Raw genomic sequence first — 21,579 nt, forward strand, 5'->3', positions numbered from 1 at the left:
GCCGTCGCCAGTAGTGTTCACGCCGTGCGAATCTGGCGTTCCCTCGACGACCCTCCGGCCGACCTCGGCCGCGTCGTCGCCGTCATCGGCAACTTCGACGGGGTCCACCTCGGTCACCGTCACGTGATCCGGCGCGCCCGCGAGCTCGCGGACGCCCAGGACCAGCCCGTGGTGGCGGTGACCTTCGACCCGCACCCGATGGCGGTGCTGCGGCCCGAGCACGCCCCGCTGGCGCTGACCGACATCGAGCGCCGCTGCTTCCTGCTCGCCGAGGCAGGGGTCGACGACGTGCTGGTGATCCCGTTCTCGCGCGAGATCGCCGCCTGGAGCCCGCAGGAGTTCATCGACCGGGTGCTGGTGCAGGGCCTGCACGCTTCGGCGGTGGTGGTGGGCGCGAACTTCCGGTTCGGTGCCCGCGCCGCCGGCGACGTGGCGATGCTGGCCGAGGCCGGTCGCAGCCAGGACTTCGCGGTGGACGGCGTCGAGCTCGACGGCGGCCCGCAGGTGTGGTCCTCGACGTACGTGCGCACCTGCCTGGCCGGCGGGGACGTGGAGGGCGCCGCCGAGGCGCTGGGACGCCCGCACTCCGTGGTCGGTCCGGTCGTGCGCGGCGAGCGCCGCGGTCGTGAGCTCGGCTACCCGACGGCCAACGTCGCGGCCCGCGGTCTCGCCGCCCCCGCCGACGGGGTGTACGCCGGATGGCTGACCGTGCTCGATCCCGCGACGGGCCAGCCCGCCGGTGAGCCGCTGCCCGCGGCGATCAGCGTGGGGATGAACCCGACCTTCGCGGGGGAGCGCGACCGCAGCGTGGAGGCCTACGTGCTCCCGGAGACCCCGGACGGCGAACCGCGCGACCTCGATCTCTACGACGAGACGGTGGCGATCTCGTTCGTCGCGCGGATCCGCGGGATGGTCAAGTTCGAGGGCGTGGACGCCCTGCTCGAGACGATGGCCGACGACGTCGTACGCACTCGTGCCCTGCTGGGCCTGGACCGGGGATGAGGCGCGAGAGGCCGGTCGAGACCCTGGCCGCGACCGACGCGTGGTTCCTGCGCAATGGCCTCTCCTACTTCGTGCCCGAGCAGCGCCGGTCCGCCCGGGAGGCGCTGCGCCTGCGCCGCACGCTGCCGCTGCTGCTGACCGGCGTGCTGGTCGCCGCGGCCGTGGGGCTGGGCCTGGCCTGGTTCACCGAGGAGCTCAGCCTGGCCCCGGCCACCCTGCTGACCGTCGCGATGCTCGCCGCGGTCTGGTACGCGCTCACGGCGCTCAACGTGCGCCCGATCGTCACCTGGGCCCTGTCGCGGACCTTCGGCGGGCTGCGCACGCTGCTGCCGATGATGAGCCGGGCGCTGCCGTTGCTGCTGCTGTTCGTGACCTTCCTGTTCATCAACGCCGAGGTCTGGCAGGTCGCGGCCACCCTGGACGGGGGAGTCCTGTGGCTGACCGTGCTGCTGTTCGCGGTGCTCTCGGTCGCGTTCCTGCTGGTGCGCCTGCCCGAGGAGGTGGACCGCACCGACGACGACGTGGACGACGCGTTCCTGCTCAGCGCCTGCGCCGGCACGCCCCTGGAGCAGGTCGCGCGCGAGCTGGTCGCGGACCCCGCGATCGACCCGCGGGCGCACGCCGAGGTCACCGGCTTCGAGCGGTGGAACCTGGTGCTGGTCCTGGTGATCGTGCAGACCGTGCAGGTGCTGCTGATCGCCGTCTCGGTGTTCGTGTTCTTCCTGCTGTTCGGGTCGCTGGTGATGACCGGTGACGTCACCCGGTCGTGGATCGGCGAGGAGAGCGTGCACTCGATCCCGTGGCTGCCGAACGTGACCCTGGAGCTGTTCCAGGTCTCGGTCTTCCTCGCCGCGTTCTCCGGGCTCTACCTGACCGTGTCCACGGTGACCGACGAGACCTACCGGGAGCAGTTCTTCTCCCAGGTGCAGCGCCAGCTCGAGCGGGCCGTGGGGGTGCGGGCGGTCTACCTCGCGCTGCGCGAGCGTGACCGTGCGGACCAGACCCCGATGACGCAGCCGATCACCCCTGCCGGCGGGTCCCTCTAGCCGGGGAGCTGGCGCTTCATCACCTTGCCGGCGTCGTTGCGGGGCAGGTCGTCGAGGACCACCACCTGGCGCGGGACCTTGTAGCCGGCGAGGTGCTTCTTCACGTGCTGCTTCAGGTCCTCGGGGGTGGCCGCGGCGTCCGGCCGGAGCACCACGTAGGCGTCGAGACGCTGGCCGAACTTCTCGTCCTCGACGCCGATCACCGCCGCCTCCACGACGTCGGGGTGGGCGTCGAGCGTCTCCTCCACCTCCAGGGGGTAGACGTTCTCGCCCCCGGAGACGATCATCTCGTCGTCACGGCCGACCACGTAGAGCCGCCCGGCCTCGTCGACCCGGCCGAGGTCGCCGGAGACCATGAAGTCGTCGTGGAAGGACTTCGTGTCGCCGGAGGTGTAGCCCTCGAACTGGCTGTCGCTGGACACGGTGATCCGTCCCACCTCGCCCGGCGCCACCTCCCGGTCCTCGTCGTCGAGGATGCGCAGCGTCGTACCCACGACCGGGCGACCGGCGGTGTCCGGGGCCACCCGGAGGTCGGCCGCGGTGGCGGTGCTGATCAGGCCGGCCTCGGTGGCGTTGTAGGAGTTGTGCACCACGTCGCCGTACCGGTCCATGAACGCGGTCACCGCGTCGGGGCGCATCCGGGACCCGCTGGCCGAGACGAACCGCAGCGTCTCCAGCCGGTAGCGGTCCAGGGTCTCCGCGGGCAGGTCCATGATCCGCTCCAGCATCACCGGGACCAGCGCGAGCCCGGTGGCGCGGTGACGCTCGACGAGGTCGAGGGTCGCCTCGGGGTCGAACCTGCGCCGCATCACCACGGTGCAGGCCATCGAGGCGGAGATCGCCAGCTGCCCGAAGCCCCAGGCGTGGAACATCGGCGCGGCCACCACCGTGGTCTGGCCGGCACGCCACGGGATCCGCTCCAGCATCGCGGCCAGTGATCCGGCGCCGCCGCCGGAGCGCCGGGCGCCCTTGGGGGTGCCGGTCGTGCCCGAGGTGAGCAGCACGGTCCGTCCCGGACGTGGCGGCGTCGCGGGCCTCTCGCCGAGGTGCTGCTCGATGAGTACGTCGAGCTGGTGGTCCGCCTTCGTGGGGGCGTGGGGGTCGTCGCGCCAGGCGAGCACCTCGACGAGACCGTCCACCCGGGACCGGGCCTCCTCGAGAAGCGGAGCGAACTCCTCGTCGTACACCACCAGACTGGCGTTCTCCCGCTCCAGCACGTCGCCGAGCTGCGGGCCGGAGAAGCCGGTGTTCAGCAGCAGCGCGTCCGCCCCGATCCTGGCGGCCGCCGAGAGCGACTCGACCAGGCCCCGGTGGTTGCGGCACAGGATGCCCAGCGTCCCCGACCGGTCGCCGAGCAGCTCGCCCAGCGCCACGGCCGCGGCGTCGCTGCGACGGTCGAGCTCGGACCAGGTCAGCTGGCCGCGTTCGTCGATCAGCCCGACGGCGCCGGGACTGCGGACGGCCGAGAGGCTGATCCCGGTCATCGCGTTGGCGCCCTGGCGGCGCAGGACCGCCGACTGGCGCAGGTACTTGTCCGGCCGCATCGGCGCGACCAGTCCGGCCACCACCAGGACGCGGAACGTCCACAGCAGCATCCGCAGCGCGTGCAGGGCCGCGCGCAGCCGGTTCATCCGAGCACCGGGAAGCGGCGCTCGCGCTTCAGCTCGTTCAGGGCCGTCTGCATCCGCTCGCGGACCGCCTCGTCCACCTCGGCGATGTCGGGGTCGGGCCCGAACTCCTCCACGATGTCGATCGGGTCCAGCACCCGGGTGCGGATCTTCGTGGGCAGCGGCAGGTTCGGCGGGAACGCCAGGGTCAGCCCGAACGGGAAGCCGAAGCTCACCGGCAGGTACTTCGTGCGGGTCAGCCTCTCCAGCCTGAGCAGCCTGGCCAGCAGCTCACCGCGGAACAGGTGGAGCTGGCTCTCCTGGCCGCCGATGCTGACCACCGGCACGATCGGCACCCCCGCGGCCAGGGCGGTGCGGACGTACCCGCGGCGACCGCCGAAGTCGATCAGGTGCGCGCGGGCCGAGGGGCGAAAGACGTCGTAGTCCCCGCCCGGGAACACGATCGTCACCCCGCCGGAGGCGAGCACGGCGTGGGCGTTCTGCCTGGTCGCGGGCAGGAAGCCGACCCGGCGCATCACCGGCCCCGCCGCCCCGAGGAACAACAGGTCGTGGGCCAGCACGTAGAGCGGACGCTCGGCCCCGAACGCCTCGTGGAAGGCCACGGCCAGGATCGGCACGTCCATCGCGATCAGGCCGCCGGAGTGGTTGGAGACCATCAGGGCGCCGCCCTCGGGGACCTTCTCCATCCCGGTCACCTCCGAGCGGAACCAGGTCCTGACCACCAGCCGCAGCAGCGGGATCAGTCCGGCGACGTACGCGCCGTCGCGGTGGCCTACCTCCCGGGAGCGGTCGCCGTCCTCCTCGGGCAGGTTGTCCATGAGGGCTCCAGGCGTCGACGGCACGGCGGCGTGATGGGCTACAACCTAGAACGTGTTCTCCTTTTTGGAAACGAGAACTGGAACACATTCCAGTTCTCGCTTGCCGCCGGCGGGTCCACGCCCCAGACTCTCGGGGGTGGAGCGGATGGAGGGTGTCGACGCGGGCTACCTCTACATGGAGACGCCCGCGATGCACATGCACACCCTCAAGGTCGCGATCCTGCAGCCGGCCCAGCCCTTCGAGCTCTCCCGTCTGGTCGAGGAGCTCCTGGCCCGGCTCGCCCAGCTGCCGCCGCTGCGTCGCCGGGTGCTGGTGCCCCCCTTCCACCTGAACCACCCGCTGTGGCTCGCCGACCGCGAGGTCGATCCCGACCGGCACGTGTTCTGGCACGAGGTGACCGGTGGGATGCCCGGCCTGGAGGAGCTGATCGGTCAGGTCGCCGGCACGCCGCTGGACCGGTCCCGGCCGCTGTGGGAGATGCACGTGTGCCAGCCGTTCGACGACGGGCGGGTGGCAGTGATCACCAAGATGCACCACGCGCTGGCCGACGGGGCTGCGGCGAACGCGTTGATGTCCGGCCTGGTCGACGGCGCCGCCGGCAACGAGGTCCCGCCACCCGCGCGGGAGCGTGACCTGCCGGCGCTCGAGCTGGAGCCCACCCCGTCGCGGCGCGACCAGCTGCGCTCGGCGCTGTGGGACGCGATCCGCCAGCTGGGCAGCGTCCCGGGCCTGGTCGGCCGGACTGTGAGCGCGGTGCTCTCGCTGCTGCGGCACAAGCGCACCTCCTCGGTCGCGGTGCCGCGGCCGATCCTCGACGTGCCGGACACGCGGTTCAACGGACCGCTCACCCCGCGGCGCAACTTCGCGACCTGCACGCTGTCCCTGTCTGACCTCAAGGAGGTGCAGCGCGCCCACTCGGTGACGCTGAACGACGTGGTGCTGGCCGTGGTGGCGGGTGCACTGCGCAGCTGGCTGCTCAGCGAGGGGGAGCTTCCCGACCGGCCGCTGGTGGCCGGCGTGCCGGTCGGCACCGACGCCCCGGGCGCCCCGCCGCGGCTGGGCGGGAACCGGGTCTCCAACCTGTTCACCTCGCTGGCCACCGACGTCACGGACGCGGGGGAGCGCTTGCAGGCGATCGCGCGGGTCACCCGGGAGTCGAAGGTCGTCCAGCGCACGCTCGGCCCCGACATGCTCGTGGACTGGGTGCAGTTCGCGCCCCCGGCGCCGCTGAGCGCGGTGATGCGGCTCTACTCGCGCAGTGGTGCGGCCGCCCGGCACCCGTCGCCGTTCAACCTGGTGGTCTCCAACGTGCGCGGGCCGGGCGAGGAGATCGACATCTCCGGAGCGCGGCTGTGCGACCTGTTCAGCGTGGGCCCGATCCTGGAGGGCATCGGCCTCAACGTCACCGCCTGGTCCTATGTCGACCGGATGAACTTCTCCGTGCTGGGCTGCCCCGACCTGGTGCCCGACCTGGCGCCGCTGGTGGCCGGGCTGCCGGTGGCGCTCGAGGAGCTGCGGTCCGCGACACGCAGTTGAGCGTTCTGCACACTATTCCGCATCGCGTAGTAGTGTGCAGCGCATGGACACCACCCAGCTCCTCAAGGGAGTGCTCGACCTGACGGTGCTGGCCGTGGTCGACGACGAGGACGGCTACGGCTACGACATCGTCCGCCGGCTCCGCGACCGAGGCCTCGACGAAGTCGGTGACGCCTCGGTCTACGGCACGCTCCGGCGGCTCTACGCGGCCGGCGCACTGACGTCGTACGTCGTGGCCAGCGAGACCGGGCCGCACCGCAAGTACTACGGGATCACGCCCGCCGGGCGGACCCAGCTCGAGCAGCAGCGCGACGACTGGGCGTCGTTCTCCACCACCGTCACCCGCATCCTCCAAGGAGCCACCGCATGAACACGGTCCTGTTCACCCCCGAGATCCGGCTCTTCGTCCGGGCCGTCCGTGAGCGGCTCGAGGACCTCACCGAGGAGGAGCGCGAGGAGCTGGTCGGCGGGCTCGAGGCCGACCTCAACGACCTGGTCGAGGACAAGGGCGTCGATGCGCTGCCCGACCCGGGGGACTACGCGCGCGAGCTGCGCGCCGCAGCGGGCTTCGACCCGGAGATGCGACCCGTGCGGCCGCACCGCAAGCCGGTGGAGCGGGTGACCGCGTTCCTCGACGCAGCCCACCTGCGGTGGGAGACGTCGGTCTCCGGCCTGCCCGGCGACCCCTGGGGCCTGGCCCAGGCGCTTCGCCCCGCCTGGTGGGTGCTGCGGGCCTGGGTGGCGCTGCAGCTCGTCGACCTGCTGTGGGGCAGCGGCTCCTACAACTTCGGCCTGTCCCCGATCCCGTCGTTGCTGGGGTGGGGTTGGGTCCTGCTGGCCGTGGCTGCGCTGGTGAGCGTCCAGATCGGCCGTGGCCGACTGTGGCCGGGACGCCCCGGCGGCGGTCTCGTCGGCCGGCTGCTGCTCCTCGCCGCGAACGCGCTGGCGCTGGCATGCCTCCCGGTCACGGTGACCAGCGTGGCGACGCCGGCCAGCCTGGAGGTCGGATGGGGCGACCCCGTCGCGAGCTACGAGCAGGGGCGCAACGACGCGTTGGGGGAGTTCGATCGCGCCGGGCTGTACGCCGACGGCCGCTGGGTCTCCAACATCTACCCCTACGACGCCGCCGGGCGCCCGCTGGTCGGCGTACAGCTGTTCGACCAGACGGGGAAGCCGGTCGACGTGCAGACGCAGACCGAGTGCGTCTACGTCGACGGCACGCCCGTCGACAAGGGGCGTGTCTACTACCCCTGGACGACGGCGGCCGGCCAGGCGCGCAACGTCTTCCCGGTCCCGAGCCGGGTCCAGGGCCCGGAGACCCCCGACCCCGATCCCGACGCGTTCGCCGGAACGGACCGTCCCGGCGTCGGGCAGTTCCCGCGGACCGAGGTGCCTGCGGCGAGCCTTCCCGGGGTTCCGGTGAGCCGGGCGACCACGCCGGCGAAGGCCTACGTGCCCGGAACCTCGCTGGGCGCGCCGATCAACCCGATCGACCAGGGCTGCTGATTTCGCCCACCGGTGGTGCGCTGATAGCCTTGGATAGTTGCCCGCAAAGGGTGACTTTGCCGTGCAACGGCCGCGGACAGATAGTGCCCGGGTGAACAGGCCCCGGCGCGCCGCGCAACGACCAAAGAGAGATGGGTAGTTCAACGTGTCGATCGGTACTGACGCAGAGACCAAGAAGAAGATCATCGCCGAGTACGCCACCGGCGAGGGTGACACCGGTTCCCCCGAGGTGCAGGTCGCACTTCTGAGCCACCGCATCGCTCACCTGACCGAACACCTCAAGCAGCACAAGCACGACCACCACAGCCGTCGTGGCCTGCTGCTGCTCGTGGGCCAGCGTCGTCGTCTCCTGAACTACCTGGAGAAGACGGAGATCGAGCGCTACCGCTCGATCGTCTCCCGCCTCGGCCTGCGTCGCTGAACCCGGAACGCACCCACCTCGGTGGGTGCGTTTCTGCTAGACCACAACTGAAAACACACCACACATCCCCAGGAGCGGCCCGCGGACGCCGGCCTCCGGTAGTGGCTCCCTCTGTGCTCTGGAAGAGCAACCGGAACTCGGTACAGAGTGAGCCTCGATCGAAGACCGGCCTTGACGCCACAGGCTCAAGAGCGCGCGGCTCGCTCCGCGAAGAGAAAGGGAATCCCTTGACTGAGGGCCCCGAGATCACAGTTGTCGAGACAGTTCTCGACAACGGCAAGTTCGGCAAGCGCACCATCAAGTTCGAGCACGGGCTGCTCGCCCGTCAGGCCGCTGGCGCCGTCACGGCGTACATCGACGACGAGACGATGATCCTGTCGGCGACCACCGCCGGCAAGCACCCCAAGGACCACTTCGACTTCTTCCCCCTGACGATCGACGTCGAGGAGCGGATGTATGCCGCGGGCCAGATCCCCGGCTCGTTCTTCCGCAGCGAAGGCCGTCCGGGTGAGGACGCGATCCTCACCTGCCGCCTCATCGACCGCCCGCTGCGCCCGACCTTCAAGAAGGGTCTGCGCAACGAGGTCCAGGTCGTCATCACCGTGATGGCGCTCGACCCCGACCACCCCTACGACGTGCTCGCGATCAACGCGGCGTCGCTGTCCACCCAGCTCTCCGGCCTGCCGTTCTCCGGCCCGGTCGGTGGCACCCGCGTGGCGCTGATCGAGGGCCAGTGGGTTGCCTTCCCGACGCACAGCCAGCTCGAGAACGCCGTCTTCGACATGGTCGTCGCCGGTCGGGTCACCGACACCGGTGACGTCGCGATCATGATGGTCGAGGCCGAGGCCCCCGAGAATGCGTGGAACCTCGTGCAGTCCGGCACCCAGGCTCCCACCGAGGAGATCGTGGCCCAGGGCCTCGACGCCGCGAAGCCGTTCATCAAGCAGCTCATCGAGGCGCAGGCCGAGCTGGCCAAGCAGGCCGCCAAGCCCGTCCAGGAGTTCCCGATCTTCCTCGACTACGAGGACGACGTGTACGCCGCCGTCGAGGCTGCCGCGAAGAACGACACCGCCGAGGCGCTGACCATCGCCGGCAAGCAGGAGCGCGAGGACCGCCTCGACGACATCAAGGCCGGTCTGCTCGAGAAGATCGCTGGTGACTTCGAGGGTCGCGAGAAGGAGATCGGCGCGGCGTTCCGCTCGCTGACCAAGCAGCTCGTCCGCGAGCGTGTGCTCCGCGACAAGATCCGCATGGACGGCCGTGGCCTCACCGACATCCGGACGCTGTCCGCCGAGGTCGGCGTGGTCCCGCGCGTGCACGGTTCGGCGCTGTTCGAGCGTGGCGAGACCCAGATCCTGGGCGTCACCACCCTGAACATGCTCACCCTGGAGCAGAAGCTGGACACGCTCTCCCCGGAGAAGTCGCGTCGCTACATGCACAAGTACGTCTTCCCGCCCTTCTCCACCGGTGAGACCGGTCGCGTCGGTTCGCCGAAGCGTCGCGAGGTCGGCCACGGTGCGCTCGCGCGCCGCGCGCTGCTGCCCGTGCTGCCTTCGCGTGAGGAGTTCCCCTACGCGATCCGCCAGCTCTCCGAGGCGATGGGGTCCAACGGCTCCACCTCGATGGGCTCGGTCTGCGCCTCGACCCTGTCGCTGCTCCAGGCCGGTGTGCCGCTGCGCGCCTCCGTTGCCGGTATCGCCATGGGCCTGATCTCGGGCGAGATCGACGGCAAGCTCGAGTACGTCGCGCTGACCGACATCCTCGGTGCCGAGGACGCCTTCGGCGACATGGACTTCAAGGTCGCCGGCACCCGGGAGTTCGTCACCGCGCTCCAGCTCGACACCAAGCTCGACGGGCTTCCCGCCGAGGTGCTCGGGGCCGCGCTGACCCAGGCCCGTGACGCCCGGATCGCGATCCTCGACGTGATGGCCGAGGCCATCACCGAGCCCGAGGAGATGTCGGTGCACGCGCCGCGCATCATCTCGGTGCGCGTGCCCGTCGACAAGATCGGCGAGGTCATCGGCCCGAAGGGCAAGGTCATCAACCAGATCCAGGACGACACGGGCGCGACCCTGTCGATCGAGGACGACGGCACGGTCTACATCGGTGCGACGAACGGCGAGGCGGCCGAGGCTGCTCGCCAGGCCGTCAACGCGATCGCGAACCCGACGATGCCCGAGGTCGGCGAGCGCTACCTGGGCACGGTCGTCAAGACGACCAACTTCGGTGCGTTCGTCTCGCTGCTCCCCGGCAAGGACGGGCTGCTGCACATCAGCAAGCTGCGCGGCCTGGCCGGTGGCAAGCGGGTGGACAACGTCGAGGACGTCGTCTCGGTCGGCCAGAAGCTCCAGGTCGAGATCGGCGAGATCGACGACCGCGGCAAGCTGTCGCTGATCCCGGTCGTGGACCAGAACGCCGAGACGGTCCCGTCCTCGGACGACGACTCCGCAGACGACTCCGAGTGACCGCAAGGTCTTGAAGGGTCTTCCTGACGGCGTACGCCGGACCGTCCTGAAGGGCGGTCTGCGCGTCGTCACCGAGCACATGCCGGGCGTTCGCTCGGCAGCGGTCGGGGTGTTCGTGCAGGTGGGGTCCAGGGACGAGGCGGCGCAGCTCAACGGCGCGTCGCACTTCCTGGAGCACCTCCTGTTCAAGGGCACCCCGACCCGCTCGGCCATGGACATCTCCGCCGCCTTCGACGAGGTCGGCGGGGAGTTCAACGCCTACACCGCTCGCGAGTACACGTGCTACCACGCACGGGTGCTCGACGAGGACCTGCCGATGGCGCTCGACGTCCTCGGCGACATGCTCACCTCCTCGCTGCTCACCTCCGCCGACGTGGAGGCCGAGCGCGAGGTGATCCTCGACGAGATCGCCATGCACGACGACGATCCCGACGACGTGGTGCACAACCTGTTCGCCTCGACGGCCTGGGCCGGCACTCCGCTGGCCCGGCCGATCGCCGGCACGGCCGAGTCGATCAAGGCTCTCTCCGCGACCCAGGTGCGCGGCTACTACAAGCGGCGCTACCGGCCCGAGGTGATGACGCTGGCCGTGGCCGGCAACGTCGACCACGCGGACGTCGTACGCCGTGCCCGGCGCGCGTTCGGGCGCAACGGCTTCCTCGCCGGCGATGCCAAGCCCGCGGGCCCACGCCTCGCCGAGCGGCCCCGGCCGCTGCGGCACGGCGAGGTGTCCACCACCCGGCCCTTCGAGCAGGTCAACGTCGTGCTCGGGATGCAGGGCCTGACCCGGTCCGACCCGCGCCGCTACACCCTCTCGATCCTGCAGACCGCCCTCGGCGGCGGCTCCAGCTCGCGGCTCTTCCAGGAGGTCCGGGAACGGCGCGGCCTGGCCTACTCGGTCTACTCCTTCGGTCTCGGCTACTCCGACGCCGGCATGGTCGGCGTCGCGGCGGGATCGCTGCCCTCCAAGGCCGAGCCCCTGCTGCGCGTCGTGCGCGAGGAGCTCGTCAAGGTGGCCGAGTCCGGCCTGAGCGAGGAGGAGGTCGAGCGCGGCAAGGGACAGGCCCGCGGCGGCCTCGTGCTCAGCCTCGAGGACAGCGGCTCCCGGATGACCCGCCTCGGCGAGGCGGAGCTGTTCCAGCACCGGCTGCGCTCGGTCGACGAGGTGCTCGAGAGCCTGGAGTCGGTCACCGTGGCGGACGTGCACGCCTTGGCGCGCGAGCTCTACACGCGACCGCAGACGCTGGCCTCCGTGGGCCCGGCCAGCTAGTCAGCCCGCTCTAGGGTTCGTCCACGGGATCAGGGCTGCCCCCGAGGTTGGGCACTTCGTTCGGCGCGATCTCACGGACCTGCCAGTGGTCGTCCGCCCACTCCCACACCTGGGCCTCGGTGAGTCCTTCACGCGACGGCGGGTTGTCCTGATCTTGGTTCTGATCCTCCGAGTGGGTCATCTTTGATGCGTACCCATATCGCCGGTGGAGTAGTCCGCCGGGACAGTGCGGGCGAGCTCGTCGGCACGGCGGACAGACCCGGTTCCTGAGCGGGGAGAGGGCGCCGAAGGTGAGCATCACCTTCCTGGGGTGGCATGGAAGCCGGGGCTACCGTCGATCGGACCGTGTTCTGGACCCGATTCCTGCAGGAGGAACCATGAGCGCCGTCCTCGAGATGCCGCACGTCACCGGCTGCACCGCCACCTCGTGTGGCTACAACCACGACGGCTGCCACGCGTTCGCCGTGAGCATCGACACCGGGGCGAACTGCGCCACGTTCCTGCCCACGAACGACAAGGGCGGACTCGACGTGGTGGCCCAGGTCGGGGCGTGCCAGCGCCAGGACTGCGTGCACAACACCGACCTGGAGTGCCTCGCCCCGGCGATCGAGGTGGGCGGCTCCTCCGACAAGGCCGACTGCCTGTCCTACCAGGCTCGCTGAGCCCCCGACGGGGCCGCGGGGCCGCCGCGGCCGGTGGGTAGCCTGAGCCCGTGACTCTCAAGGTGGGCGTGCTCGGCGCGCTGGGCAAGGTCGGACGTGCGGTCTGCGACGCGGTCGAGGAGGCCGCCCGCGAGGACGGCGACCTGGAGCTGGTGGCTCGCGTCGACGTGGGCGACGACCTGCAGACGCTGGTGGACAACGGGGTGCAGGCGGTCGTGGACTTCACCCATCCCGACGCGGTGATGGGCAACCTGGAGTTCTGCGTCTCCCACGGCATCCACGCGGTGGTCGGGACGACCGGCTTCGACGCGGACCGTCTCGAGACCCTGCGCGGCTGGCTGGCCGACAGCGAGGGCACCGGCGTGCTGGTGGCTCCCAACTTCTCCATCGGCGCGGTGCTGATGATGCGGTTCGCGACCGAGGCCGCGCGGTTCTACGAGTCCGTGGAGATCGTCGAGCTGCACCACCCCGACAAGGCCGACGCACCCTCCGGCACCGCACGTCGTACGGCGGAGCTGGTCGCGGCCGCCCGCGCCGAGGCCGGCCTCGGCCCTGCCCCCGACGCCACCTCGACCGGCCTCGAGGGCGCCCGCGGCGCCGACGTGGACGGCATCCGGGTCCACGGCCTGCGCATCCGCGGCCTGGTCGCCCACCAGGAGGTGATCCTCGGTGGCGTGGGGGAGACGCTGACGATCCGGCACGACTCGCTCGACCGGGTCTCGTTCACCCCAGGGGTCCTGCTCGGGCTGCGCAAGATCACCGGCCACCCGGGGCTGACCGTCGGCCTGGAGAGCTTCCTCGAACTGTAGGGATTCCGGATAGTCCGAGACAGTCCCGTCGTCAAACTGGCCGATCGGGGACGGAAACGTCGCGGACTATCCGGCCAGGTCAGCTCAGCAGCAGGACCACGGTCTCCGCGACACAGGCGGGCTTGTCCTCGTTCTCGATCTCGATGACGTACTTCAAGGTCAGTTGCTTGCCGGCGGGGATGTCGGCGAGGTCGCCGATGGTGACCTTGGCGCGCACCCGGGAACCGACGCGCACGGGGTTGGGGAAGCGGACCTTGTTGACGCCGTAGTTCAGCTTCGCGCCCGGGGTCTCGAGCTTGAAGACCTGGTTGCCCAGCCACGGCACGAGCGACAGGGTCAGGTAGCCGTGGGCGATGGTGCCGCCGAAGGGGCCTTCCTTGGCGCGCTCGACATCGACGTGGATCCACTGGTGGTCGCCGGTCGCGTCGGCGAACTGGTCGACCCGATCCTGGGTGATCTCGACCCAGTCACTGGTCCCGATCTCCTCACCGGTGGCGGCTTCGATCTCCTCGGACGTGGTGAACACGCGCATGTGCGGGACCTCCTGGGACGTTCTTCGGCTGGGTGTTGAATGGGTCTGTGCCCGAACCTATCGTTCTCACGCCCGACCTGGTCAGGGCCGTCCCCAAGGTGCTGCTGCACGACCACCTCGACGGTGGCCTGCGGCCCGCCACGATCGTCGAGCTGGCCGGGGAGATCGGGCACGACCTGCCTGCCGGCGACGCCGAGTCCCTCCAGCGCTGGTTCACCGAGTCCGCCGACAGCGGTTCCCTGGTGCGCTACCTGGAGACCTTCGACCACACCGTCGCGGTGATGCAGCGCGCCGACCACCTCAGCCGGGTGGCGCGCGAGTGCGTGGAGGACCTGGCGGCGGACGGGGTGGTGTACGCCGAGGTCCGCTACGCCCCCGAGCAGCACCTGCAGCAGGGACTCACCCTGGAGGAGGTCGTGCGGGCCGTCCAGGACGGCTTCGACGAGGCGATGGCGGCCTCGGGCGGGCGGATCGTCGTACGGCAGCTGCTGACCGCCATGCGGCACCAGGCACGCTCCCGCGAGATCGCCGAGCTGGCCGTGCAGCACCGCGACGACGGCGTTGCCGGGTTCGACATCGCCGGGGCGGAGGACGGCTACCCGCCCACCCGGCACCTGGATGCGTTCGAGTACCTCCAGCGCGAGAACGCCCACTTCACCATCCACGCGGGCGAGGCGTTCGGGCTGCCGTCGATCTGGCAGGCGATCCAGTGGTGCGGCGCGGACCGCCTTGGCCACGGCGTACGGATCATCGACGACATCGAGGTGCGCGACGACGGGACGGTCGGCCTGGGCCGGCTCGCCCAGTACGTGCGCGACAAGCGGATCCCGCTCGAGCTGTGCCCGCACTCCAACGTGCAGACCGGTGCGGTGAAGTCGATCGACGAGCACCCCATCGGCCTCCTCTCCGACCTGCGGTTCCGGGTCACGGTCAACACCGACAACCGGCTGATGAGCGGCACCTCGATGAGCAAGGAGATGTCCGCGCTGGTGGAGGCGTTCGGCTGGGACCTCGAGGACCTCGAGTGGGTGACCGTGAACGCGATGAAGTCGGCGTTCGTGCACTTCGACCAGCGGCTGCACCTGATCAACGAGGTGATCAAGCCCGGGTACGCCGCGGTGCGGGAACAGAGCTAGGTAGGCCTACCGGGGACTGGCGTGGTGCTCAGTAGGAGGGGGTACGTCGGACCCGAGCCGTGATCTGCCGGTGGGCGTCGTCGGGTGGGAGCACCCGGCAGCCGAGCTCCTCCGCGCGCCGGACGACCGAGCGCTGGGCCAGCAGCAGGTGCAGCCCGCGCCGGACCAGCACGAAGGGGGGCTTTCGGTGCTCGCGGAGGTCGCGGGCCAGCCGGCGCAGGAACGTCACGACGGGCTGCTGGGTGACGCACACGGCGTCGGCCACCAGGCCGCGGGCACGGCAGTCCGCGACGATCTCCTGCGCGAAGATGCCCTCGGCCACGAAGTGAGCCGCCCCCGCGAGGTCCAGCGCCCGGTGGGCGGTGCGCGCACTGGTCGCGATGTCGTAGACGGGGGCGTCGGTGCGGCCGCTCTCGCACAGCTCTTCGATCGCGGCCATCGCGGCGGTGTGGTTCCAGGAGCGCGCGTCGTCCCAGTCCACGATCGGCTCACCGCCCGCGAGGTCGATCCGGGGCAGCGACGGGTCGTCGCCGTCCTTGTAGAAGTCGTCGAGGCGGAGGACCGGCAACCCGAGCCGTTCCGCCAGCCGGGACTTGCCGGACCCGGAGGGACCGGCGAGGACGATCACCTGCGCGCGCACCCCGGGATCATTTCATCCCGTGCGTGGCGGCCTCGCCTCAGATCCCCATCGGGTGCCAGACGGTCTTCGCCTCCTGGAAGGTGGTCATCCGGTCGAGCGCGGGGGCGGCCAGCAGGTCCTCGGGCTGCGGGCGGCGTACGCGCTTGAGGTTCTCGGCCGCCTCGATCTCGAGGTTGCGCGCGAGCTCGGGGTCCTCGACCCCGGTGAGGTCGATGCCGTTGACGTCCATGTGACCGGCCAGCCAGGGCCCGATCTCGACCTGGGGGCCGGTGAGCACGTTGACGACGCCGCCGGGCACGTCCGAGGTGGCCATCACCTCGGCGAGGGTGATCGAGGTGAGCGGGTACGGCTCGCTCGCGATCACCACCGCGGTGTTGCCGGTGACGATGACGGGCGCGATCACGCTGACCAGCCCCAGCAGCGGCCCTCTGGGGGCCACCACCGCGATCACGCCGCTGGGCTCGGGGGCGGTGTGGTTGAAGTACGGTCCCGCGACCTGGTTGGCGCCGCCGGTGACCTGCGCGATCTTGTCGGCCCACCCGGCGTACCAGACCAGCCGGTCGACGGCGGCGTCGACGTAGGTGCGCGCCTTGGCCGAGGTGAGGCCCTCGGCGGTGCGCAGCTCGGACTCGAACTGCTCGCGGCGGTCCTCGAGGACCTCCGCGATCCGGTAGACCACCTGTCCGCGGTTGTACGCCGTGCGTCCCGACCAGCCGCCGAACGCCGCCCGCGCGGCCGTGACCGCGTCGCGGGCGTCCTTGCGCGAGGCGTGCGAGGCGTTGGCCCAGAACTTGCCCTTGGCGTCGTGGACCTCGTAGGAGCGCCCCGACTCCGAGCGGGGGAAGGCCCCGCCGATGTAGAGCTTGTAGGTCTTGCGTACGTCGATGCGTGTCACTTGAGGTATCCCTCCAGTCCGTGGCGGCCGCCCTCGCGGCCGTAGCCCGACTCCTTGTAGCCGCCGAACGGGCTGGCGGGGTCGAACTTGTTGAACGTGTTGGACCACACCACGCCGGCGCGGAGCTGGCCGGCCACCCACAGGGTGCGCGAGCCCTTGTCGCTCCAGATGCCCGCGGAGAGGCCGTACGGCGTGTTGTTGGCCTTCTCGACCGCCTCCTTCGGCGTCCGGAAGGTCAGCACCGAGAGCACCGGCCCGAAGATCTCCTCGCGGGCGATCCGGTGCGCCTGGGTGACGCCGGTGAAGATCGTCGGCGGGAACCAGAAGCCGCGCGACGGCAGGTCGCACTCGGGGGCCCAGCGGCCCGCGCCCTCGGCCTCGCCGACGTCGGAGAGCTCGCGGATCCGGGCAAGCTGCTCGGCGGAGTTGATCGCGCCGACGTCGGTGTTCTTGTCCAGCGGGTCGCCGACACGCAGCGTGCCCATCCGGCGCTTGAGCCGCTCGAGCACGTCGTCGGCGACGGACTCCTGGACCAGCAGCCGGGAGCCCGCGCAGCACACGTGGCCCTGGTTGAAGAAGATGCCGTTGACGATGCCCTCGACGGCCTGGTCGATCGGGGCGTCGTCGAAGACGATGTTGGCGGCCTTGCCGCCCAGCTCCAGGGTGACCTTCTTGGTCGACCCGGCCACCGACCTGGCGATGGCGCGGCCGACCTCGGTGGAGCCCGTGAACGCGACCTTGTCGACGCCGTCGTGGGAGACGAGCGCCTGGCCGGTGGCCCCGGCACCGGTGAGGATGTTGACCACGCCCGGGGGCAGGTCGGCCTGCTGGCAGATCTCGGCGAACAGCAGCGCGGTCAGCGGTGTGGTCTCGGCGGGCTTGAGCACCACCGTGTTGCCGGTCGCCAGCGCCGGGGCGATCTTCCAGGCCAGCATCAGGAACGGGAAGTTCCACGGGATGACCTGGCCGGCGACCCCCAGCGGCTGCGGGCTCGGCCCGCTCTGCCCATTTCCTGGCAGCGCGTACTCGAGCTTGTCGGCCCAGCCGGCGTAGTAGAAGAACGTTGCCGCCGCCTGCGGGACGTCGACGTCGCGGGACTCCTTGATCGGCTTGCCGTTGTCGATCGACTCCAGCACCGCGATCTCGCGGGCGCGCTCCTGGATGATCCGCGCGATCCGGAAGAGGTACTTCCCGCGCTCGGCGCCGCTCATCCGCGACCACACCCGGGTGTAGGCCTTGCCGGCGGCCTTGACCGCCGTGTCCACGTCGGCCGCGTCCGCCTCGGCGACCTCGGCCAGCACCTCCTCGGTGCTGGGGGAGATCGTCTTGAACGACCCGCCCGCGGCGGGGTCGACGAACTCGCCGTTGATGAACAACCCGTAGGAGGACTTGATGTCGACCACCGACCGCGACTCGGGCGCGGGGGCGTAGTCGAAGACCCCGCCGGCGGTCGAGGTGGTTGAGCCTGTCGAAACCACGATGTCTCCTAGTCCAGGGTGAAGTAGTCGGGACCGGAGTAGCGCCCGGTCGTGATCTTGGTGCGCTGCATCAGCAGGTCGTTGAGCAGCGAGGACGCGCCGAACCGGAACCAGTCCGGGTCCAGCCAGTCGGCGCCGGCGACCTCGTTGACGGTCACGAGGTACTTGATCGCGTCCTTGGAGGAGCGGATGCCCCCGGCCGGCTTCACGCCGACCATCTGCCCGGTCGCTGCCCGGAAGTCGCGGACCGCCTCGAGCATCACCAGGGTCACCGGCAGGGTCGCAGCCGGCTGCACCTTGCCCGTGGAGGTCTTGATGAAGTGGCCGCCGGCCATCATCGCCAGCCAGCTGGCCCGGCGTACGTTGTCGTAGGTCTGCAGCTCACCGGTCTCGAAGATCACCTTGAGGTGCGCGCGCGTGCCGTCGGGGCGGACGCAGGCCTCCCGTACGGCGACGATCTCCTCGAAGACCTGCAGGTAGTGGCCGGAGAGGAACGCGCCGCGGTCGATCACCATGTCGATCTCGTCGGCACCCGCCTCGACCGCGTCCTTGACGTCGGCCAGCTTGATGTCGCGGGCGGCGCGGCCGCTGGGGAAGGCCGTGGCCACCGAGGCGACGTGAACGCCCGAGGAGCCCAGGGTCTGCTTGGCGAACGGCACCATGTCGGGGTAGACGCAGACCGCCGCGACCGGGGGGCACGTCGGGTCGGCGGGATCGGGCCGCATCGCCTTGGAGGCGAGTGCCCGCACCTTGCCGGGAGTGTCCGCTCCCTCCAGCGTGGTCAGGTCGACCATCCGGATCGCCAGGTCGATCGCGACCTCCTTGGCGCCCGCCTTGATCGACCGGCTGCCCAGCCCGGCTGCGCGCTGCTCCACGCCCACCTGGTCGACACCGGGAAGGCCGTGGAGGAACCGTCGCAGCGAGCTCTCCGAGGACGTCACGTCGGGGAAGAAGCTCGTCGTTGCACTCTGCGTCGTCACCGAAGCAGTCTAGGCGTCCGCTCCTCGCGCCCATGCCCGGCGCGAGTCGTAAGGTCGGCACATGACCTTCGAGCTCTCCGAGGACCACGAGCAGTTCCGCCGCAGCGTGCGCGACTTCGCCGAGAAGGAGATCGCCCCGCACGCAGCGCAGTGGGACCGCGACCACCACTTCCCGGTCGACGTGGTCCGCAAGATGGGCGAGCTCGGCCTGTTCGGGCTCACCGCGCCCGAGGAGTACGGCGGCGCGGGGGAGGACGGCGACTTCACCAGCCTGTGCGTGGCGATCGAGGAGATCGGCCGCGTCGACCAGTCGATGGGGATCACCCTGCAGGCTGCCGTGGGCCTGGGGATCAACCCGATCCTGACCTACGGGACCAAGGAGCAGAAGGACACCTGGCTCCCCGACCTGGTCTCGGGGGAGAAGCTGGCCGGCTTCGGGCTCACCGAGCCCGGTGCCGGGTCCGACGCGGGAGCGACCCGCACCCGAGCGGAGCTGCTGGGCGACGAGTGGGTGGTCAACGGCAGCAAGCAGTTCATCACCAACTCCGGCTCGGAGGTCACCAGCGTGGTGACAGTGACGGCCCGCACCGGCGAGCGTCCCGACGGACGCCCGGAGATCTCCACGATCATGGTGCCGGCGGGCACGCCCGGCTTCACCGCGGAGAAGGCCTACGACAAGCTCGGCTGGCACGCCTCCGACACCCACCCGCTGTCCTTCGAGGACGCTCGGGTCCCCGCGGATCACCTGCTGGGGGAGCGCGGGCGGGGCTACGCCCAGTTCCTGGCCACCCTCGACGACGGCCGGGTGGCGATCTCGGCGCTCTCGGTCGGGTGCATCCAGGCGTGCCTGGAGATGTCGGTGGCCTATGCGGGGGAGCGGCAGACCTTCGGCGGCCCGATCGGGCGCAAGCAGGGGGTCGCCTTCCAGATCGCCGACCTCGAGGTGATGCTGCACGCGAGCCGCGGGCTGACCTACCGGGCGGCGGCGCTCAAGGACGCCGGCGCGCCGTACCAGCAGTTCAAGCAGGCGGCGGCGGTGGCGAAGCTCTACTGCACCGAGTCCGCGGTGACCGCGACTCGGATCGCGACCCAGGTCTTCGGTGGCTACGGCTTCATGGAGGAGTACCCCGTTGCCCGGTTCTACCGGGACGCGAAGGTCCTCGAGATCGGCGAGGGCACCTCGGAGGTGCAGCGGATGCTGATCGCGCGGGGACTCGGCCTGCCGGTGGAGTGAATGGTCGGCGTCCGACTCAGTCTGCGACGCTGAGGACCCAGGCTGCCTGGTCGCCTCGAGACTGCCGGTTCAGGGCGTCTGCCTCCCGGCGCCAGCTCCGGATCTGCGCCTTCGTGAAGCTCGACGACGTGGGGTCGATGAAGTGGGAGTGCTCCGAGACGAGCGGGATGTCGCGGGCGTACTGCTCGCTGGCCCAGAACTGCGCCTCGTTGGAGTCGTCCGCCACCGCCTCCACCCGCAGCCCCAGCTCCTCGCACATCAGGTCCATCGACCGGCGGGTGAACAGGGTCATGTGCCGGGGTGCGTCGCACCCGAGCCAACAGGTGCCGTAGCGCTCGAAGGCCACCGAGTCGATGGTGGGCGTCCGGACCAGGATCCGCCCACCGGGGGCGAGGCGCTCGCGGGCCTGCTGCAAGGTCTCGCGAGGGCTCGGCACGTGCTCCAGGCTGTGGTGCAGCATCACGAGGTCCCAGGTGCCCTCCACCTCGGAGAGCTCACGGCGAAGGAGCTGGGCGCTCCTGCCGATCCGTCGGTCTCCTGTCGCGAACGGGTCGATGCCGGTGACGCCTTCGAGACCCACCAGGTCCAGGGCGAAGACCAGCGTCCCGGAACCGGCGCCGACGTCGAGCACGGAGGTCTGCATTCCGCGGGGCAGCCCGGCGAGCCGGATCGAGGAGAACAGCGAGACCAGGGTCCGGAACTCCCGCGAGGGAACCACGGCCGCTGCCCTGCTCACGGCGCGGTGGGGACCGAAGAGCACCGAGCGCCCGACCAGCTGCACCACCTGGCGCACGCCTGCCCGGCCCATGACCGAGGCCGGGTCGTCGTCGAAGGAGTAGTAGGCCGAGGAGTCGTAGTAGCGGCCCATCGAGTCGGGGATCTCCTCGATGAACAGCGAGCCGCAGTGGTCGCACTCGAGGTAGGTGAACGACTCCGGCATCCCGAACATCCGCTCCGGGATCTCGAGACGGCGCGAAGCGACCACCTGCTGGCACACGGGGCAGGGACGGACCTGGCTCATGGAGTGAGCCTAGAGGTCGGTCCCTCTCGTGGGCCTGAGGTCCTCGAGTGCCGTCCCGGCCGGCCGTCTGAAGGAGAAGTGCCGGTGGGCGAAGTAGGTGGAGACGACGGAGAGCCCGCCCGCCGCGCACTGCGCGAGCACGACGTGGAGACCGGCCACCTCCACGAAGACCGGAAGCAGCACCGCGTTGAGGCCCAGCGCGGCGAGGTTGACGACCTCGAACCGGGCGAGGTCGGTCCAGACGTGACCGCTCACGCGGAAGACGAACCTGCGGTGGAGGACGAACGCGCACAACACGGCGACCACGTGGGACAGGCCCAGCGTCGCCATGTACCGAACGAACCCGTCGCCGAGCAGGTAGTGGAAGGCGATGAACAGTGCCAGGCCGTTGAGCGTGTTGAAGCCGCCCACGATCAGGAAGGCGATCCGCCGGTCCCTGAAGAGACGCAGGAACGGCCCGGGTGGGGCCTCCTCGGACGGTGGTTCGAGGGCCGCCATG

At 70.6% G+C, this 21,579-nt stretch carries 22 protein-coding genes; 12 read left to right on the forward strand and 10 right to left on the reverse strand.

Features of this window, described 5'->3' with window-relative positions; genetic code table 11:
- Positions 1-24 precede the first annotated feature (24 nt).
- Together AC4BGB_RS17780 and AC4BGB_RS17785 are read left to right on the forward strand one after the other, a co-directional pair.
- Positions 25-1,002 (forward strand): bifunctional riboflavin kinase/FAD synthetase, encoded by a 978-nt coding sequence (locus tag AC4BGB_RS17780; RefSeq protein WP_490548267.1) that lies wholly within the window; start codon positions 25-27, stop codon positions 1,000-1,002.
- Positions 999-2,048, forward strand: coding sequence for a hypothetical protein (locus AC4BGB_RS17785; RefSeq protein ID WP_490548268.1), 1,050 nt, complete (start codon positions 999-1,001; stop codon positions 2,046-2,048). Before AC4BGB_RS17780 ends, AC4BGB_RS17785 begins: the two co-directional genes overlap by 4 nt.
- Here the strand turns inward: AC4BGB_RS17785 and AC4BGB_RS17790 are convergent.
- Both AC4BGB_RS17790 and AC4BGB_RS17795 read right to left on the reverse strand, forming a co-directional pair.
- Positions 2,045-3,679 carry an AMP-binding protein gene (locus AC4BGB_RS17790; RefSeq protein ID WP_490548269.1) on the reverse strand — a complete coding sequence of 545 codons (1,635 nt, stop codon included), beginning with the start codon at positions 3,677-3,679 and terminating at the stop codon, positions 2,045-2,047. The two genes, AC4BGB_RS17785 and AC4BGB_RS17790, sit on opposite strands and share 4 nt — an antisense overlap.
- Positions 3,676-4,494 (reverse strand): 1-acyl-sn-glycerol-3-phosphate acyltransferase, encoded by an 819-nt coding sequence (locus AC4BGB_RS17795; RefSeq protein ID WP_490548270.1) that lies wholly within the window; start codon positions 4,492-4,494, stop codon positions 3,676-3,678. The genes AC4BGB_RS17790 and AC4BGB_RS17795 overlap by 4 nt, the downstream gene beginning before the upstream one ends.
- 145 nt (positions 4,495-4,639) lie before the next feature.
- On the opposite strand from AC4BGB_RS17795, the gene AC4BGB_RS17800 reads away from it, so the two are divergent.
- The 6 genes from AC4BGB_RS17800 to AC4BGB_RS17825 all read left to right on the forward strand — a co-directional run bounded on the left by AC4BGB_RS17800 (position 4,640) and on the right by AC4BGB_RS17825 (position 11,693).
- The gene (locus AC4BGB_RS17800) at positions 4,640-6,031 is read left to right on the forward strand and encodes a wax ester/triacylglycerol synthase family O-acyltransferase (protein ID WP_490548465.1); all 1,392 of its coding nucleotides are present in this window, start codon (positions 4,640-4,642) and stop codon (positions 6,029-6,031) included.
- 43 nt (positions 6,032-6,074) lie between these two features.
- Complete coding sequence (locus tag AC4BGB_RS17805) at positions 6,075-6,401, forward strand: PadR family transcriptional regulator (RefSeq protein ID WP_490548271.1); 327 nt, start codon at positions 6,075-6,077, stop codon at positions 6,399-6,401.
- Positions 6,398-7,537, forward strand: coding sequence for a hypothetical protein (locus AC4BGB_RS17810; RefSeq protein ID WP_490548272.1), 1,140 nt, complete (start codon positions 6,398-6,400; stop codon positions 7,535-7,537). The genes AC4BGB_RS17805 and AC4BGB_RS17810 overlap by 4 nt, the downstream gene beginning before the upstream one ends.
- 145 nt (positions 7,538-7,682) lie before the next feature.
- Positions 7,683-7,958: a 30S ribosomal protein S15 gene (rpsO, locus tag AC4BGB_RS17815; RefSeq protein ID WP_490548273.1), complete on the forward strand. Its 276-nt coding sequence runs from the start codon at positions 7,683-7,685 to the stop codon at positions 7,956-7,958.
- A gap of 227 nt (positions 7,959-8,185) precedes the next feature.
- Entirely contained in the window at positions 8,186-10,423 is a 2,238-nt protein-coding gene (locus AC4BGB_RS17820; protein ID WP_490548274.1) for a polyribonucleotide nucleotidyltransferase, read from the forward strand.
- 10 nt (positions 10,424-10,433) lie between these two features.
- Positions 10,434-11,693, forward strand: a complete 1,260-nt coding sequence (locus tag AC4BGB_RS17825; RefSeq protein WP_490548275.1) for a M16 family metallopeptidase — start codon at positions 10,434-10,436, stop codon at positions 11,691-11,693.
- Positions 11,694-11,703: 10 nt separating this feature from the next.
- Here AC4BGB_RS17825 and AC4BGB_RS17830 read toward each other — a convergent pair whose 3' ends face one another.
- A complete protein-coding gene (locus AC4BGB_RS17830) occupies positions 11,704-11,874 on the reverse strand; it encodes a hypothetical protein (RefSeq protein ID WP_490548276.1) in 171 nt (56 codons plus the stop codon).
- Positions 11,875-12,070: 196 nt separating this feature from the next.
- Between AC4BGB_RS17830 and AC4BGB_RS17835 the strand changes: the two genes are divergently transcribed.
- Entirely contained in the window at positions 12,071-12,355 is a 285-nt protein-coding gene (locus AC4BGB_RS17835; protein WP_490548277.1) for a DUF1540 domain-containing protein, read from the forward strand.
- A gap of 50 nt (positions 12,356-12,405) precedes the next feature.
- The gene (gene dapB / locus AC4BGB_RS17840) at positions 12,406-13,164 is read left to right on the forward strand and encodes a 4-hydroxy-tetrahydrodipicolinate reductase (protein ID WP_490548278.1); all 759 of its coding nucleotides are present in this window, start codon (positions 12,406-12,408) and stop codon (positions 13,162-13,164) included.
- Positions 13,165-13,243: 79 nt separating this feature from the next.
- Here dapB and AC4BGB_RS17845 read toward each other — a convergent pair whose 3' ends face one another.
- On the reverse strand, positions 13,244-13,696 hold the full coding sequence (locus tag AC4BGB_RS17845; RefSeq protein WP_490548279.1) for a MaoC family dehydratase: 453 nt from the start codon (positions 13,694-13,696) through the stop codon (positions 13,244-13,246).
- A 47-nt stretch (positions 13,697-13,743) separates the two neighbouring features.
- Here AC4BGB_RS17845 and AC4BGB_RS17850 point away from each other — a divergent pair, with 47 nt between their 5' ends.
- Positions 13,744-14,832 (forward strand): adenosine deaminase, encoded by a 1,089-nt coding sequence (locus tag AC4BGB_RS17850; protein ID WP_490548280.1) that lies wholly within the window; start codon positions 13,744-13,746, stop codon positions 14,830-14,832.
- Positions 14,833-14,860: 28 nt separating this feature from the next.
- Here AC4BGB_RS17850 and AC4BGB_RS17855 read toward each other — a convergent pair whose 3' ends face one another.
- From AC4BGB_RS17855 to deoC, 4 genes are read right to left on the reverse strand one after another with little or no spacing between them, the layout of a single operon-like run.
- On the reverse strand, positions 14,861-15,472 hold the full coding sequence (locus AC4BGB_RS17855) for an ATP-binding protein (protein ID WP_490548282.1): 612 nt from the start codon (positions 15,470-15,472) through the stop codon (positions 14,861-14,863).
- Between the two features lie 37 nt (positions 15,473-15,509).
- A complete protein-coding gene (locus tag AC4BGB_RS17860) occupies positions 15,510-16,367 on the reverse strand; it encodes an aldehyde dehydrogenase family protein (protein WP_490548283.1) in 858 nt (285 codons plus the stop codon).
- Entirely contained in the window at positions 16,364-17,845 is a 1,482-nt protein-coding gene (locus AC4BGB_RS17865; protein ID WP_490548284.1) for an aldehyde dehydrogenase family protein, read from the reverse strand. Before AC4BGB_RS17865 ends, AC4BGB_RS17860 begins: the two co-directional genes overlap by 4 nt.
- An 8-nt stretch (positions 17,846-17,853) precedes the next feature.
- Positions 17,854-18,825, reverse strand: a complete 972-nt coding sequence (deoC, locus tag AC4BGB_RS17870) for a deoxyribose-phosphate aldolase (protein WP_490548285.1) — start codon at positions 18,823-18,825, stop codon at positions 17,854-17,856.
- 61 nt (positions 18,826-18,886) lie between these two features.
- Between deoC and AC4BGB_RS17875 the strand changes: the two genes are divergently transcribed.
- Entirely contained in the window at positions 18,887-20,059 is a 1,173-nt protein-coding gene (locus AC4BGB_RS17875) for an acyl-CoA dehydrogenase family protein (protein WP_490548286.1), read from the forward strand.
- A 16-nt stretch (positions 20,060-20,075) separates the two neighbouring features.
- Here the strand turns inward: AC4BGB_RS17875 and AC4BGB_RS17880 are convergent, their stop codons facing one another.
- Together AC4BGB_RS17880 and AC4BGB_RS17885 are read right to left on the reverse strand one after the other, a co-directional pair.
- Positions 20,076-21,080 carry a class I SAM-dependent methyltransferase gene (locus AC4BGB_RS17880; RefSeq protein WP_490548288.1) on the reverse strand — a complete coding sequence of 335 codons (1,005 nt, stop codon included), beginning with the start codon at positions 21,078-21,080 and terminating at the stop codon, positions 20,076-20,078.
- A gap of 9 nt (positions 21,081-21,089) precedes the next feature.
- The gene (locus AC4BGB_RS17885; RefSeq protein WP_490548289.1) at positions 21,090-21,578 is read right to left on the reverse strand and encodes a GtrA family protein; all 489 of its coding nucleotides are present in this window, start codon (positions 21,576-21,578) and stop codon (positions 21,090-21,092) included.
- Position 21,579: the final 1 nt, after the last annotated feature.

The organism is Nocardioides sp. Z30_9, from assembly GCF_058215735.1.

Bases quoted from the DNA above. Each gene is read 5' to 3' on its own strand.
- AC4BGB_RS17785 (WP_490548268.1), top strand. From the start codon at position 999: ATGAGGCGCGAGAGGCCGGTCGAGACCCTGGCCGCGACCGACGCGTGG.
- AC4BGB_RS17790 (WP_490548269.1), bottom strand. From the start codon at position 3,679: ATGAACCGGCTGCGCGCGGCCCTGCACGCGCTGCGGATGCTGCTGTGG.
- AC4BGB_RS17795 (WP_490548270.1), bottom strand. From the start codon at position 4,494: ATGGACAACCTGCCCGAGGAGGACGGCGACCGCTCCCGGGAGGTAGGC.
- AC4BGB_RS17800 (WP_490548465.1), top strand. From the start codon at position 4,640: ATGGAGGGTGTCGACGCGGGCTACCTCTACATGGAGACGCCCGCGATG.
- AC4BGB_RS17805 (WP_490548271.1), top strand. From the start codon at position 6,075: ATGGACACCACCCAGCTCCTCAAGGGAGTGCTCGACCTGACGGTGCTG.
- AC4BGB_RS17810 (WP_490548272.1), top strand. From the start codon at position 6,398: ATGAACACGGTCCTGTTCACCCCCGAGATCCGGCTCTTCGTCCGGGCC.
- AC4BGB_RS17830 (WP_490548276.1), bottom strand. From the start codon at position 11,874: ATGACCCACTCGGAGGATCAGAACCAAGATCAGGACAACCCGCCGTCG.
- AC4BGB_RS17835 (WP_490548277.1), top strand. From the start codon at position 12,071: ATGAGCGCCGTCCTCGAGATGCCGCACGTCACCGGCTGCACCGCCACC.
- AC4BGB_RS17845 (WP_490548279.1), bottom strand. From the start codon at position 13,696: ATGCGCGTGTTCACCACGTCCGAGGAGATCGAAGCCGCCACCGGTGAG.
- AC4BGB_RS17875 (WP_490548286.1), top strand. From the start codon at position 18,887: ATGACCTTCGAGCTCTCCGAGGACCACGAGCAGTTCCGCCGCAGCGTG.
- AC4BGB_RS17880 (WP_490548288.1), bottom strand. From the start codon at position 21,080: ATGAGCCAGGTCCGTCCCTGCCCCGTGTGCCAGCAGGTGGTCGCTTCG.
- AC4BGB_RS17885 (WP_490548289.1), bottom strand. From the start codon at position 21,578: ATGGCGGCCCTCGAACCACCGTCCGAGGAGGCCCCACCCGGGCCGTTC.